The 15,141-nt window shown below is 60.6% G+C and carries 13 protein-coding genes; 4 read left to right on the top strand and 9 right to left on the bottom strand.

Translation table 11 applies throughout. From position 1 onward, the window contains the following. Positions 1-116 precede the first annotated feature (116 nt). From AC3WG5_RS10245 to AC3WG5_RS10260, 4 genes are all read right to left on the bottom strand, one after another. Positions 117-320 (bottom strand): DUF2788 domain-containing protein, encoded by a 204-nt coding sequence (locus tag AC3WG5_RS10245; RefSeq protein WP_008953628.1) that lies wholly within the window; start codon positions 318-320, stop codon positions 117-119. Positions 321-413: 93 nt separating this feature from the next. Further along, on the bottom strand, positions 414-1,634 hold the full coding sequence (locus AC3WG5_RS10250; RefSeq protein WP_014087635.1) for an argininosuccinate synthase: 1,221 nt from the start codon (positions 1,632-1,634) through the stop codon (positions 414-416). Between the two features lie 222 nt (positions 1,635-1,856). Continuing rightward, positions 1,857-2,780, bottom strand: coding sequence for an ornithine carbamoyltransferase (gene argF / locus AC3WG5_RS10255; RefSeq protein ID WP_492568599.1), 924 nt, complete (start codon positions 2,778-2,780; stop codon positions 1,857-1,859). A gap of 180 nt (positions 2,781-2,960) precedes the next feature. Beyond that, positions 2,961-4,919, bottom strand: coding sequence for an aminotransferase class I/II-fold pyridoxal phosphate-dependent enzyme (locus AC3WG5_RS10260; protein WP_492568600.1), 1,959 nt, complete (start codon positions 4,917-4,919; stop codon positions 2,961-2,963). A gap of 150 nt (positions 4,920-5,069) precedes the next feature. On the opposite strand from AC3WG5_RS10260, the gene dinG reads away from it, so the two are divergent. The 4 genes from dinG (at position 5,070) to map (ending at position 10,332) form a co-directional block, all read left to right on the top strand. Next, positions 5,070-7,196, top strand: a complete 2,127-nt coding sequence (gene dinG, locus AC3WG5_RS10265) for an ATP-dependent DNA helicase DinG (RefSeq protein ID WP_492568601.1) — start codon at positions 5,070-5,072, stop codon at positions 7,194-7,196. Positions 7,197-7,320: 124 nt separating this feature from the next. Next, positions 7,321-7,635: a DUF3579 domain-containing protein gene (locus tag AC3WG5_RS10270; RefSeq protein WP_008953623.1), complete on the top strand. Its 315-nt coding sequence runs from the start codon at positions 7,321-7,323 to the stop codon at positions 7,633-7,635. 624 nt (positions 7,636-8,259) lie between these two features. Continuing rightward, positions 8,260-9,429: a porin gene (locus tag AC3WG5_RS10275; RefSeq protein WP_482581116.1), complete on the top strand. Its 1,170-nt coding sequence runs from the start codon at positions 8,260-8,262 to the stop codon at positions 9,427-9,429. A 105-nt stretch (positions 9,430-9,534) separates the two neighbouring features. After that, positions 9,535-10,332: a type I methionyl aminopeptidase gene (map, locus tag AC3WG5_RS10280; RefSeq protein WP_294863749.1), complete on the top strand. Its 798-nt coding sequence runs from the start codon at positions 9,535-9,537 to the stop codon at positions 10,330-10,332. A 132-nt stretch (positions 10,333-10,464) separates the two neighbouring features. On the opposite strand, the gene AC3WG5_RS10285 is transcribed toward map, so the two are convergent. From AC3WG5_RS10285 to AC3WG5_RS10305, 5 genes are all read right to left on the bottom strand, one after another. Next, entirely contained in the window at positions 10,465-11,364 is a 900-nt protein-coding gene (locus tag AC3WG5_RS10285) for an ATP-binding cassette domain-containing protein (protein ID WP_492568602.1), read from the bottom strand. Between the two features lie 81 nt (positions 11,365-11,445). Continuing rightward, the gene (locus AC3WG5_RS10290) at positions 11,446-12,054 is read right to left on the bottom strand and encodes an alpha/beta hydrolase (RefSeq protein WP_492568603.1); all 609 of its coding nucleotides are present in this window, start codon (positions 12,052-12,054) and stop codon (positions 11,446-11,448) included. Then, on the bottom strand, positions 12,054-12,362 hold the full coding sequence (locus AC3WG5_RS10295; protein WP_482581112.1) for a (2Fe-2S) ferredoxin domain-containing protein: 309 nt from the start codon (positions 12,360-12,362) through the stop codon (positions 12,054-12,056). Before AC3WG5_RS10295 ends, AC3WG5_RS10290 begins: the two co-directional genes overlap by 1 nt. A 58-nt stretch (positions 12,363-12,420) precedes the next feature. Continuing rightward, positions 12,421-13,827 (bottom strand): replicative DNA helicase, encoded by a 1,407-nt coding sequence (gene dnaB / locus AC3WG5_RS10300; protein ID WP_408003240.1) that lies wholly within the window; start codon positions 13,825-13,827, stop codon positions 12,421-12,423. Positions 13,828-13,913: 86 nt separating this feature from the next. Continuing rightward, entirely contained in the window at positions 13,914-15,086 is a 1,173-nt protein-coding gene (locus AC3WG5_RS10305) for a BaiN/RdsA family NAD(P)/FAD-dependent oxidoreductase (RefSeq protein ID WP_492568604.1), read from the bottom strand. Positions 15,087-15,141: the final 55 nt, after the last annotated feature.

Below are 15,141 nucleotides of genomic sequence, written 5' to 3' on the forward strand. Positions count from 1 at the left end.
AGACTGACAGGTAAAGGCTCATTCAAGAATATGTGATCTTTTACTCCATATATCAGCCGGAAGGGCCAGTGTTTTTTGATCAATCGAGCAACCACGGGGAGCAAGGCCCCAATCGGCTACTTCAGAATGAAAAACTCCACCAGAACATTCTTGAAGATGAAGCCACCGACCCCCAGCCCCAGCACCAGGAACAGCACCGCCGTGCCGAACTTGCCGGCGCCCGACTTTTTGCCCAGATCCCAGATGATGAATCCGATGAACACCACGAGACCGGTCAGACACACGGCCAGCGAGATATTGGTGAACTGCTCTTCGCTCATTGCAAGTCCCTGATTTGTTTAGCCCCGCCATTATACGGAGCCGATAAAAAAACCGCACCACCCGGGTGCGGTTTTTGTTGCATCATGCCACGATTACTTGTTGTACAGCTTGGCGGCAATGCGCATGCGCAGCGAATTGAGGCGGATGAAGCCGGCGGCATCGGCGTGGTTGTAGGCACCGAAGTCTTCATCGAAGGTCGCGATGTTCGGGTCGAACAGCGAATCGGTCTTCGAATCGCGACCCACTACGATCACGTTGCCCTTGTACAGCTTGAGGCGTACCCAGCCGTTCACGGTGGCCTGCGACGCGTCGATCATGTTCTGCATCATCTTGCGTTCCGGCGCCCACCAGTAGCCGTTGTAGATCAGGCTGGCGTACTTGGCGATCAGCTCGTCCTTGAGGTGCGCCACTTCGCGGTCAAGCGTGATCGATTCGATGGCGCGGTGCGCCTTCATCATGATGGTGCCGCCCGGGGTTTCGTAGCAGCCGCGCGACTTCATGCCGACGTAGCGGTTTTCCACGATGTCGAGACGGCCGATACCATGCTTGCCACCGAGGCGGTTCAGTTCGGTCAGCACCTGGGCCGGGCTCAGCGCCACACCGTTGATGGCGACGATGTCACCGTTCTTGTATTCGAGTTCGACGTATTCGGCCTGGTCCGGGGCATTTTCCGGCGACACGGTCCACAGCCACATGTCTTCTTCCGGCTCGGCGGCCGGGTTTTCCAGCACGGTGCCTTCGTAGGAGATGTGCAGCAGGTTGGCATCCATCGAGTACGGGCTGCCGCCGCTCTTCTTCTTGGTGATGTCGATGCCGTTTTTCTCGGCATAAGCGAGCAGCTTCTCGCGCGACAGCAGGTCCCACTCGCGCCACGGGGCGATCACTTTGACGTCCGGCTTCAGGGCGTAGTAGCCCAGCTCGAAACGCACCTGGTCGTTGCCCTTGCCGGTGGCGCCATGCGATACCGCGTCGGCACCGGTCTGGTTGGCGATCTCGATCTGGCGCTTGGCGATCAGCGGACGGGCGATCGACGTGCCCAGCAGGTACTCGCCTTCGTAGATGGCGTTGGCACGGAACATCGGGAACACGAAATCGCGCACGAATTCTTCACGCAGGTCGTCGATGAAGATGTTTTCCTGCTTGATGCCGAGCGCCACGGCTTTCTTGCGCGCCGGTTCCACTTCCTCACCTTGGCCGATGTCGGCGGTGAAGGTGACGACCTCACACTGATAGGTATCTTGCAGCCATTTGAGGATAACGGAGGTATCCAGGCCGCCGGAATAGGCCAGCACTACTTTTTTAATGTCAGACATTACGTTTTCTTTCGGCGAAATGTTCGGAGTTCCCTTGCAGGAATGTAGGCCTATTTCAGCAGGCGAGCGAGCCGGAGCAGATCGAGCGCCGCCGGAGCAAGGGAACCCTCAATGTACTCAGAGCACATGAGGATTCCGCATCGCTGCGCGAATTAAAAATTCGCCCGCAGTCCGCCGGCACTCTAAGGTGCGAAGGCTCAGCCGCCTGATGAAACAGGCTCTTCAGTCGTCTACACGACCCAGCAGGAGATATTCTATTAGGGCTTTCTGCCCGTGCATACGGTTTTCCGCCTCATCCCACACCACGCTTTGCGGACCGTCGATCACGTCGGCGGCCACCTCTTCACCGCGGTGCGCCGGCAGACAGTGCATGAACAGGGCATCCGGCTTGGCGTGCTTCATCAGATCGGCTGTGATCTGATAGTTGCGGAACGCTTCCATGCGCGCCACGGACTCCGCTTCGAAGCCCATGCTGGTAAACACGTCGGTGGTCACCAGATCGGCGCCTGCCACGGCGTGCTCGGCACTATGGCTGGGCTCGAAATGCTCTGGGCCGTAATGCTGGCTGTCGAGAGCCTTCAGCTCGTAGCCCACCGGGGTCGCCACCTTGAGCTTGAAATCGAGCAGCTTGGCGGCCTGCAGCCAAGTGCGGCACATATTGTTGCCGTCGCCCACCCAGGCCACGGTCTTGCCCTTGATCGAACCACGATGCTCGATAAAGGTCAGGATGTCGGCCAGAATCTGGCACGGGTGATACTCGTTGGTCAGCCCGTTAATCACCGGCACGCGCGAATTGGCGGCCAGACGCTCGACATTGGATTGCTCGAAGGTGCGGATCATGATGATATCGCTCATGCGCGACAACACCCGCGCCGTATCCTCGATCGGCTCGCCGCGCCCCAGCTGCGACGTGTTGGCATCGAGGAACATGGCGTGGCCGCCCAGCTGGGACATGCCGGCTTCGAACGACACCCGGGTGCGGGTGGAGTTCTTCTCGAACACCATCGACATCACCTTGCCTACCAGCGGACGGTACAGCTCTCCGGAGCCATGTCGTCGCTTCAGTACCTGGGCACGCTGGAAGAGGTACTGGTAGTCATCGCGGTTCAGGTCACTGAATTGCAGGTAATGTCTTACTTGCGTCATGGTCACAATCCAAAATAAATGGCCGCCGGGCCCGGAAGTCTCGCGCGGCGGCACGTACTACACGCTGGTTGCAAAATTATCGGTACATCAGGATGTCGCAAAATGTGGCCAATCGGCCGAAAACTTACACAAATGCGACAAACCTTATATTTATCGGAAATCGGCCGGACTGGCAAGCAATCAACTGAACAATATTCTGCTCGGCAATTGCAAAAACTCTACCGAACTGAGAACCCGCACCACGTAATCACCAGAATTACCTGCCAAGCCGTGCATTTCTATGGTTTTTTGTGCTTTTTGCAGGCGCGCCAGGTAGGACAGGATGCTCTCGTCGATCACCTGGCCCGGCACCAACACCGGAATCCCCGGCGGATAGGGAACGATCTGGTCGCAGCACACCCGCCCTACCAGCTCGCCATTCGGTCGCCCCTCATCATCCAATAAGGGTAGACGTTCCCCTTCTTCATAAAAGGCATCGCGTGGCAGGCACGCCAGCCGGCTGAAATGGGGAATCTCCGGCATACGCCGCGGCGTATGCCGCGGTCGCTTTTCCTTGGCCAGCCGCAGCATGGCATCGTGCAGCCGCGATACCTTGCTGCGCGTGGTGCCGATGGTCAGCAACAACGTAACCGTGCTGAATGTCGACTTCTCCACCTGGATGTTGTAGCGCTCGAACAAGGCCTGCTGCAATTCATCCGCACTGAATCCGGAGCCGGTGATATCGATCGTGAGCTTGGTGGGATCAAGCCGGATACCATCCTCCCGTACCTCCTCCGGCAGCAGATCCTCCAATTCCAACACGCGAAATACGCCGGTCGAATCGATCTTCTGCCGCAACTCCTGGGCCAGCCTCAACGTACGCTCCAGCAACCGATACCCCTCCATCACCGCCTGCTTGCGCGCCACGTCGAGGCTGGCAATCAGGTTGTACTGGGGGCTGGTCGAGGCGTGCATATTGAAATTTTCTCGAAACAGATGCTCGTCGAAGTTGGGGTCGTTGACGTGAATCATGCCCGCCTGCGAAAAGGCCGACAGCACCTTGTGGGTGCTTTGCGTGACATAATCCGCCCCCGCCTCCAGCGCGGTGGGCCGAAGCTGCGGATGGAAGCGGGCAAAGCCATACCACGCCTCGTCCACGACTACCTTTATACCCCTGGCGTGAGCCGCCTCGACGATCGGTTCGAGATCGTAGCGCAGCCCGTCGTAAGTGCACGAGGTCAGGATCAACACCCGCGCCTCCGGGTGCGCCCGGACGGCGGCGAACAGGGTGGCTTTCGACACCGGCCCGAAAATGCCGTACTTGGGATTAATAGAGGAATCGAGATAGACCGGGCGGGCGCCAGACAGGATCACGCCGTGATGCACCGACTTGTGGCAATTGCGATCCAGCAGCAGCGTCGCGCCCGGCGTCAACAACGTCTGGAAAATGACCTTGTTGGAGGTCGATGTGCCATTGGTGGCGAAATAGGTCTTGCGCGCGCCGAACGCCTTGGCGGCCAGCGCCTGCGACTCGGCGATCACTCCGGTCGGATGCAGCAGCGAATCGAGCATGGGCACCGACACCGACAGATCGGCCCGCAGCATGTTCTCGCCGACGAATTCGTAGAAATCACCCACCCATGGGCTGCCTTTCAGCGAGTCCCCCCCGGAATGCCCCGGCGTATGCCAGGAATCCTTGGCCATCCCTACATACTGCTTCAATCTGTCGTAGAACGGCGTAGCCGATTTCTCGGCCAACTCGGCCGTCAGAATCCGGAACCAACCGCTGAAGTCGAGTTCATCCCGGTAAAAATAGCCATCCACGGCATGACTGGCCATCTCCTCGACCAGCAGTTTCTGGTCATCGTCCACCAGCAGGATGTACAGCGACAATTCGGGACGGAAGGCGACGATCCGGTTCGCCAACTGCACCGCCGGCTGGGCAAGACCTTCCTGACCCAGCTGTTTGTCGACCAGGACGATCTGGATATCCCCGTCGGCCGCCACCCTCTCCATGGCTTCGCCCAGCCGGGCCGCTCCCAGAAAGCTAAGACCGAAGGGATTCTCCAGCTGCACCGCCACCGCCCCCAGCCCCGCCAGCACTTCCCCTTGCCATTTGGCATCGTCGCTCACCACCAGCACTCGGCTCACGGGTGTCATTTACCCCTCCTCCCGACTCAACGCGATGATGCTGACCCATGTCAGTACGACATTCTGTTCACATGCTAGTTTTGCCCTCATCCTAGCTCGCAGACAGTGGTGCGTCATTGATGCGGGCGCACAATCCCCCCTTCGGGTAAAATCTGCCCCATGCTGACCGATGCCGAAAAAGACGCCATTCGCGACCACTACCGCGCCATTGCCGACAACCTGCCGGGGTTCCGCCCGCGCAATGCCCAACGCCGTATGTTGGCCGAAATCGCCAACGCCTTCTCGCGCAGCAAGAACAAGGAAGGCGATGAGCTGCCCGAGCGCGAGGGGGAAAGCATCATCGTGGTGGAAGGCCCCACCGGTGTCGGCAAGAGCCTAGCTTACCTGCTGGCCGGCGGCGTCATGGCGCGCGCGCGCGGCAAGAAGCTGGTGGTCACCAGCGCCACCGTCGCGCTGCAGGAACAACTCGTCAACCGGGACCTGCCCTTCGTGGTGGACAACAGCGGGCTGCCGCTCACCTTTGCCCTGGCCAAGGGGCGCGGGCGCTATCTTTGCCCACACCGCCTCTATCAACTGACGGCAAACTCGGCACAAGGCCAATTGCTGGCGCCGGAGCCGGAGTTGGCACTCTGGGACCGCAAGCCGCAGGCTGAGGAGCTGGAAACCCTGCGCCAGATGGCCGATGAATTCTATTACCGGCGCTGGAACGGTGATCGCGATACTTGGCAAGAGGTAGTCGAAGACGGCCTATGGAGCCGCGTCACCAATGACCGGCACAGCTGCCTCAAGGCTGCGTGCCCCAACCGTCCCGAATGTCCGTTTTATCTCGCCCGCGAAACCCTGGAAACGGTGGATGTCGTGGTCGCCAACCATGACCTGATGCTGGCCGATGTTGCCATGGGCGGCGGGGTTATCCTTCCGGCACCCGATGACAGCTTCTACTGCATCGATGAGGCGCACCACCTGGCCAAGAAGGCAGTCAACCAGTTCTCCGCCGAGCACTCGCTGGCACAGGCCATGTTCTGGCTCGAGAAAGTTGCCGCCGTCGCCACCCGCGTCGATAGCCTGACCAACAAGGGCGAACTGGCGGGTAATGCAATCGAAGCCGCCGGCGCCTGCATGGAGACGCTAACCGAATGGTTGTGGCTGCTGGAAGGCGAAGAAGCGCTGGCTGCCAGCAGCGACAACCTGGAACCGACCTGGCTGATCGACGACGGCATCCTCCCCGAGCGCTTCGCCGTGCCCGCCGCCAACCTCGCCATGTCGGCACGGATGGTCTACAAGCACCTGACGTCGATGAACGACGCGCTGGCCGACGCACGCAAGGACAAAAGCAGCGAGACTTCGCTGGTCGACAAGCTCAGCAGCGACCTGGGCTTTCTGATCGGCCGCTCAGAACAGCTGATGGCGGTGTGGGATCTGTTCGAGAAGGCCCCCGACGAGAACGCACCGCCGATCGCCAAGTGGATCACCCGGCGCACCGAAGGCAAGGGCGACTACCTGTTCAGCGCCTCGCCGGTCAGTGCCGCCGCGAGCCTCGCCGGCACTCTATGGCGCCGCGCCGCCGGCGCCCTGTTGACCTCGGCCACGCTGCGCTCGCTGGGCGAATTCGACCTGCTGCTGTCGCAAACTGGCCTCAAATGGCTGCCCGATGTCAGCTGCGTCGCCCTCGACTCGCCATTCAGTTTCCAGGAACAAGGGGAGTTGTACCTCCCCCCCATGGTAGCCTCCCCCAAGGACCCTGCCGCTCATACCCGGGAGATCGTCGAATGGCTGCCGCGACTGATCGACGTCACCGAACCACTCGGCTCGCTGGTGCTATTCTCGTCACGCAAGCAGATGCAGGAAGTCGCGGCCGCCGTACCGGCAGGACTGCGCGAACGGCTGCTGATCCAGGGCGAACTGCCCAAGAGCCGGCTTTTGGTGCAGCACCATGAACGCCTCAAGCAAGGTGAAGCGAGCGTCATTTTCGGCCTTGATTCATTTTCGGAAGGACTAGACCTGCCCGGCGAGAGTTGCGTACACGTGATCATCGCCAAGCTGCCCTTCGCCATGCCGGATGACCCGGTCGGCCGCACACTGTCGCGCTGGATCGAGAAGCGTGGCGGCAACCCGTTCATCGAGATCACCGTGCCGGAAGCATCGATCAAGCTGATCCAGGCTGTCGGCCGGCTGATTCGCACCGAACAGGACTACGGCCGGGTCACCATCCTTGATAACCGGCTGATGCGCCAGAGCTATGGCAAGAAGCTGTTGGCCTCATTGCCCCCGTTCAAGCGCATCTAGTTTTGGGGTAGAATGCGGGCAAACCCTCGAGTGCACACCCCGGCAAAATGGGTAAAACACCAATAGCACCATCGGCCGGGATTCGAGAGACTACACAGAACAAGTACTCCTCCGGTCCATCACTATGATCTGTAACCCATATGAAATCGTCATTCAGGGTCTCACCTCTGAAGGACGCACCTTCCGCCCAAGCGACTGGGCCGAACGCCTCTCCGGCATCCTGGCCTCCTTTGGCGACAATCAGAAACTGGCCTACCACGCGTATGTGCGCCCGATGTTGCTCGAAGGAGTACGCTGCGTGGCCGTCGACAAGAAGCTGGAAAAAATCGACCCCGCCGTATTTCAGTTCCTGCTGGATTTCGCCAAAGACAATGATTTACGTGTCGTCGATTGCCGCACCCTGATCGACGAGGTCTACCCCAACAAATTTCTCGCCTGACCCCTCTGCAAAACTCGATCATTCCGGTCAACACCACAGCATTCGCCAAAATCAGCTTCGGGCTTTCCCAGTGGCCAGAAGCTGCTTTTGGGCCCTTCTCCCCTGCCCTTCGCTTACAACCACCACTCCGAGCCGATGCCCATCAGGGCAAGCGCCGACCTTGCCTTCATTCATTGCCTGTTGCACAAAACGTACATGTGCACAAATACGACACTATTTTGCAACAAACAGACAAAAAAACAACACTTTGAGCGGCCAGTTAAAACAATCCGTCACAATTTCACCACACACATCGGTAGCGATACCCCCGCAAAACCACAGAAGAAAACCTATTGACGTTGGCATTTTATGCCGCAAATTTTCTGTTTTATTGGCATACCACCACACTTAACCCTCATCCCTTACCAAGCCCGGCGCATATGACAGAAACAAGGAATTCGTCAACTGGCGTTTTACCCTACTTCAGATCAAGACACGAAAGCGGCATTGTTTGTTACAAATACACGGCGGCGAAAACCATATGAGTTTTCCTTGGTTATCCCGGTACGGGGGCCACCGTAATAATAAAAAGCTGATCATTTGCTTACTTCCACCAGCAGTACCCATAAGAAAGGTCATTGCCAAATGAAACAACTGTTTGCCAACAAACAAATCATGATCGCCGCCGTCGTTGCCGGCGCGTTTGCCGCCCCGGCCATGGCCGATGTAACCATCTACGGCTTTGTGAGCGCCGGTGTAGAATCCGTTAAGGCCACCGGCAACGGTGATTCGTCCAAGGATTACAAGTCCCGCACCCGCGTTTCCGATGAAAACTCCCGCATCGGCTTCAAGGGCAACGAAGATCTGGGTAATGGCCTGAAAGCGATCTGGCAGGTTGAAAGCAGCCTGAAAAACTTCGAACAAGGCGGCACCAACGACAAGGGCGAAACCGCAACCTTCGCTACCCGCAACAGCTTTGTTGGCCTGGAAAATGCAAACTTCGGCAAAGTGCTGCTTGGTCAGAATGACACCGCCTACAAGGCACTGACCGATATTGGCATCAACGCCATGGCCAACACCACGGCAGATACCCAAGGTGCGACCGCCATCTTCAGCCGCGGCGAAACCCGCCTGAAGAACTCGGTTCACTACTTCTCGCCGAAGATGGCCGGTTTCGAGCTGGGCGCCTCTTACGGTGTGGATGAAATCCGCACCTACGTAGACCCGGCAACCGGCACTGAGACCCGAGCTACTGACCAGCAAAATAACTACCGCCTGTCGTTGGCCGGTAAATACACTTGGGACGCATTGACGGTAGCACTTGGCTATGATCGCCAAGGCAGCAAAATGGCCAGCGCCAGCAGCAACGACCTAAACAACACCCAGTACTACAAACTGGTTGCCAGCTACATGTTCCCGACCGGCACCATGATTGGCGCTGGCGTCGAGCAGGCACGCAACGACTATATTTCGGGCAACGACACCAAACAGATCGACTGGACTGTAGCCCTTTCTCAGAGTTTTGGTGCCACTACTGTCAAGCTGTCGTACAGCGAACTGGGCAAGCTGAAAGATGCACGCACCGGCGCAGAAGACGACTACAAGGCGAAGCAGTGGGTACTGGGCGCAACGTATGACCTGTCCAAGCGCACTCAACTGCTGGCCTACGCCACCAAGATCACCAACAACAGCAGAGCCGCCGTCAACCTGCAGAACAACCCGGTTTACGACAGCAACCTTGGCAAGTCCACTGCCGCCCTTACCGCCGGCAACGACCCGCAAGCTTTCGGTATTGGCATGAAGCACAGCTTCTAAGCGCTGTTAGCTTCTTAAGAGTCAGTTTTTACGGGCGCCTGAGGGTGCCCGTTTTTTATGGTATTTGCTACTATTAGCCTTTGAACCCACCGACGCAGCAGAAGCATGTCCATCACGCTCAAAACCCCGGAAGACATCGAAAAAATGCGCATCGCTGGCCGCCTGGCCTCCGAAGTGCTCGACTACATCACCCCTTACATCAAACCCGGCGTAACCACCGAAGAGCTGGACAAGCTCTGCCATGATTACATGGTCAACGTGCAAGGCACCATTCCGGCCCCGCTGAACTACGCACCGGACGGCCACAACCCCTATCCCAAGTCGGTGTGCACCTCGGTCAACCATGTCATCTGCCATGGCATCCCCAACGACAAGCCGCTCAAGAATGGGGACATGCTCAATATCGACGTCACCGTGATCAAGGATGGCTATCACGGCGACACCAGCCGTATGTTCTATGTCGGTGAAGTCAGCCCGCATGCGCGCCGCCTCGCCAAGGTCACCTACGAATGCATGTGGCTAGGCATCGACAAGGTCAAACCGGGCGCCAAGCTGGGCGACATCGGCTACGTCATCCAGCGCCACGCCGAAGCCGCCGGCTACAGCGTGGTACAGGAATTCTGCGGCCACGGCATTGGCAAGAAATTCCACGAAGAACCGCAGGTGCTCCACTACGGACGCCCCGGCACCGGCCTGGAGCTGAAGGCCGGCATGATCTTCACCATCGAGCCGATGATCAACCAGGGCAAGCGCCATCTGCGCCTGCTGGGCGACGGTTGGACCGTCGTCACCAAGGACCGCAGCCTGTCGGCCCAGTGGGAGCACACCATTCTGGTGACCGAGACCGGCTACGAGGTGCTCACCCAGTCGGACGGCACGCCGCCCAAGCCGGTATTCAAGTAAGCCCGGGCCGCCGCCTGGGTGACATACAACGGGTGCCGATCCGCAAAAACAAAGCCTCCGGGGATTGACCACGGAGGTTTTGTTTTTCCTGCCTGTCAAATCTTCGGGCGACTTGCTTCCAGCCGGACGCGTTCAATCACGCAACTCGCGCCCGGTCAGGCGTAGGAACACGTCCTCCAGATTGGCCGGCCGCAGCACGTAGCGCAAACCACTCTCGCCCAGCGCCGCCAGTAGCGTCTCCATGCCCTGCCCATAGAAAAAGGCCGTTTCGCCGCTGAGCTCCATCCGCACGCCATCCGCCGATGTCTGCCTGGCCCAGTCGATGGCGCCATCGCCAAACACCTCGACCACATCGGCCTCGATCAGCGACTGAATCAGCTCGCGCGGCGAGCCTTCCGCCATCAGCCGCCCGTGGTCCATCACCGACAAACGCGTCGCCAGGCGCTCGGCCTCTTCCATGAAGTGCGTCGTCAGCACCAGGGTCTTGCCCGCCCGCGTCAGTTGCCGCAGCCGGCCCCAGATCAGATGGCGCGCCTGGGGATCGAGACCGGTGGTGGGCTCGTCGAGAAAGATGATATCGGGATCGTTGACCAGAGCACGGGCCAGCGTCAGGCGGCGCTTCATGCCGCCGGACAGCTCCCCTACCTTGGCTTCGGCACGACCGGCCAGGCCGGCGAAGTCGAGCAGGTAGGGCACGCGCTCGCGTAGATCGGCGGGACGCAGGCCGAAATAGCGCCCCCAGACCAGCAGGTTTTCGGCCACGGTGAAGTCCGGGTCGAGGTTGTCGAACTGCGGCACGACACCGACCCGGCTGCGCGCTTCCCGCGCCCGTGCCGGTATGGGTTCGCCGCACAGCATGATCTCGCCGGCATCGGGCAATACCAGACCAAGCGCCAGTTTCATGGTCGTGGTCTTGCCGGCACCGTTGGGACCGAGCAGGCCGTAGCACTCGCCGCGCCGCACCTCGAAACTGATGCCGTCCACCGCATTACGCTCGCCGTAGCGTTTGACCAGCCCGCTCACCCTGAGCATGTCATCCCCCTGTTGCCGGCAACTTTTTCCTACACTAGAAACGCTTCGGCCAACCCGCAAGGTTGGCCGAAGACGGACTCGTTACCAGCAGCGCTGGATCCATTTTCCGAGCGGCACCAGCTTGCCGTGGAAGAAGTGCCCGGTACCCGGGAACACCGTCACCGGCAGCCCCTGCGGCCTGGCCCAGTCGAGCACCGCCGACAGCGGGATCACCTCGTCCTCTTCGCCATGCACCACCAGCGTGTTGGCCGGCACTTCGGGGGTCGGAATGGCGTACTTACCGACCGCCACCCCCATCAACAGCAGCTGATCCGCCTCGATGCGTTCGCGTACGCGGGCAGCGACGAAACCGCCGAAGGAGAAGCCCGCCAGCGCCAGCGACAGGTCACCCTGCTCGGCTCGCGCATGCTCGACCACGGCGACAACGTCATCCACTTCGCCCGTACCGTAATCGTGCACGCCCTCGCTGTTGCCCACCCCGCGCAGATTCGGGCAGTAGCAGGCGTAACCGAGCTGGGACAGCGCCTTCGCCGTGGTCTGCACCACCTTGTTGGTATTGGTGCCGCCCTGGGTGGGATTGGGATGGCAGATCACCGCGATGCCACGCGTCTCCCCGTGAGCGGCGATGTAGATGGTTTCGAGCGATCCGACCGGACCGCGGATGGAAATGACGGGAGGAACCTTCAGCATCAGATTTTCAGCCTTTCCACCACCTGGCCCTGCACCAGGTGACTGTCGATGATCTCGTCGAGATCGTCCTTGTCGACGAAGGTGTACCAGGTCTCCTGCGGATACACCACCATCACCGGACCGTCGTCGCAACGACCGAGGCACCCGGCCTTGTTCACGCGCACCTGCCCCTCTCCGGCCAGGCCCAGCGCCTTGACGCGGTCCTTCATGTAGCCCAGCAATGCCGGCGTACCGAAGTCGGCGCAACAGCCCTCGCCCTCGGCACGCTGGTTGCAGCAGATGAACACGTGCTTGTCGTAATAACTCATATCTCTCTCGTCTCGATAAAGGTTGGCCGAGGACCACGCTTCGGGCAACCTTGATGGATCAGGAATCGCTGTCTGCCCAGCCGGTGGCACCGACGGAGGCGGCGTTATCGAACTTGGCGTAGTGGCCGATAAAGGCCAGCCGCACCGCGCCGGTCGGGCCGTTACGATGCTTGCCGATGATGGCTTCGGCCAAGCCCTTCTGGTCCGAGTCCGGGTTGTAGTACTCGTCGCGGTACATGAAGATGATCAAGTCGGCATCCTGCTCGATGGCACCGGATTCACGCAGGTCGGACATCATTGGCCGCTTGTTAGGGCGTTGCTCCACCGCACGCGACAACTGCGACAGCGCGATCACCGGCACCTGCAGCTCCTTGGCCAGCCCCTTCAGGCCACGCGAAATCTCACCCAGCTCGGCGGTACGGTTGTCGCCGCGACCCGAGCCGGACATCAGCTGCAAATAGTCGATCACGATCAGGCCCAGCTTCCCACCGTGCTGACGCGCCAGGCGACGTGCGCGCGCGCGCAACTCCAGCGCGGTCAACGCCGCCGTCTCGTCGATGTACATCGGTGCGTCGGACAACTTGCCGATGGCGTAGGTCAGCTTCTGCCAGTCATCGTCGCCCAGCTTGCCGGTGCGCAGTATGTGCTGGTCGAGCCTGCCGACCGAGCCCAGCATACGCATCACCAGCTGCGAGCCGCCCATTTCCATCGAGAACACCGCCACCGGCAGATGCTGCTCCACCGCCACGTGCTCGGCGATGTTCATCGAGAAGGCGGTCTTGCCCATCGACGGACGACCGGCGACGATGATCAGGTCACCGGGCTGCAGGCCTGAGGTCTTGGCGTCCAGATCAATGAAGCCCGTCGGCACGCCAGTCACCTCGTCCGGGTTCTCGCGGCTGTACAGCATGTCGATGCGCTCGACCACCTCTTTCAGCAGGTTCGGCATCTCAAGGAAGCCCTGCTTCGACTTGGCGGTCGATTCGGCGATGTGGAACACCTTGCCTTCGGCCTCATCCAGCAGCTGGGCGGCGTCGCGCCCCATCGGCGCGTAGGCCGCCTCGGCGATCTCCGTGCCGACCTGCGCCAGCTGGCGCATGATCGAGCGCTCTCGCACGATCTCGGCGTAGCGGCGGATGTTGGCGGCGGACGGCGTGTTCTGCGCCAGCGTGGCGAGATAGGCCAACCCACCTACCGCCCCGCTCTCACCCGACTTGTCGAGACTCTCCAGCACCGTCACCACATCGGCCGGCCGCGAGTGTTCGACCAGTTTGGCAATATGCTTGTAGATCAGCCGGTGGTCGTGACGGTAGAAATCCGCTTCGCCCACCACGTCCGCGATCTTGTCCCAGGCGCTGTTATCGAGCAACAGACCACCCAGCACCGATTGTTCGGCCTCGATGGACTGGGGCGGGGTGCGCACCGCAGCGGTGGCGCTGTCAAAGTATTCAGTCGAGTCGGTCATGTACAACATCAAGTAAGACGACACCGCTTGAAAAGAGTGTCGTGGGGTGGGGTTCTGTCCTGTCTGACACCAGACGAACCGCGATTCTAACAGTTTTCGCCGGCGACGAAGCCGGATGACCAGGCCCACTGGAAGTTGTAGCCGCCGAGCCAGCCGGTCACATCCACCACCTCGCCGATGAAGAACAACCCCGGCACATCCTTGGCCATCATGGTCTTGGACGACAGGTCGCGCGTACTGACGCCGCCACGCGTCACCTCCGCCTTCTTGTAACCCTGGCTGCCGTTGGGGCGAACGCGCCAGTGGTGCAGCGTTTCCGCCAGCTGGCGGCGGCGCTTGCCGGGCAGGTCCTTCACACGCCCGCCAAAGCCCACGCCGTCCAGCCAGGCCTGGGCAAAGCGCTTCGGCCAACCGGCATCGGCCAGGGCATTCGCCAGCAGCTGGTCGCTGCCCTCACGCTCCGCCAGGAACGCCTCGGCGTCGAGTTCGGGCAGCAGATCGAGCACCAGCTCCTGACCCGGCGTCCAATAGGATGATGCCTGCAGGATGGCCGGCCCGGACAAGCCTTTGTGGGTGAACAATACGTTCTCCCGGAAGCGCGTCTTGCCACAGCCCGCCATCGCATCGAGCGAAACGCCGGCCAGCGGCGCAAAGCGCGCGGCATCGTCGGCATGAAAGGTCAGCGGCACCAGCGCCGGCACCCTCGGCGTCAGTGCCAGGCCGAACTGTTCGGCCAATTGGTAGCCGAAACCGGTCGCCCCAATCTGCGGAATCGACAGCCCGCCCGTCGCCACAACCAGCGAAGCCGACTCGAACACCCCGGCCGAGCTCTGCACCCGGAAGCGGTCCGAACGCTCCACCGCGCCCACCGTCACCCCCATGCGACGATCGACCCCGGCCTCGCGGCACAGGCCGTCCAGCATGTCTATAATTTGCTGGCTGGACTCGTCACAGAACAATTGGCCCAGCGTTTTCTCGTGGTAGCCGATGCCATGCCGCTCCACCAGGCGGATGAAATCCTGGGCGCTGAATTGTGACAGGGCCGAGCGGCAGAAGTGCGGATTCTCCGAGAGATAGCACTCGGGCCGGGCCTGGAGGTTGGTGAAGTTGCACCGCCCGCCGCCGGAAATACGGATTTTCTCCGCCAGCTTGGCCGCATGATCGAGCAACAGCACCGAACGGCCCCGCTGCCCGGCGGTAGCCGCACACATCAGCCCGGCGGCGCCGGCCCCGATGATGATTACGTCAAAATACGCCATGAAACCCTTTACTCTACCTTTTTAGTCGGCTATTGGCCGGCCCCGGCAATTCCAG

The sequence above is a fragment of the Pseudogulbenkiania sp. FW507-F1 genome, from assembly GCF_058781125.1.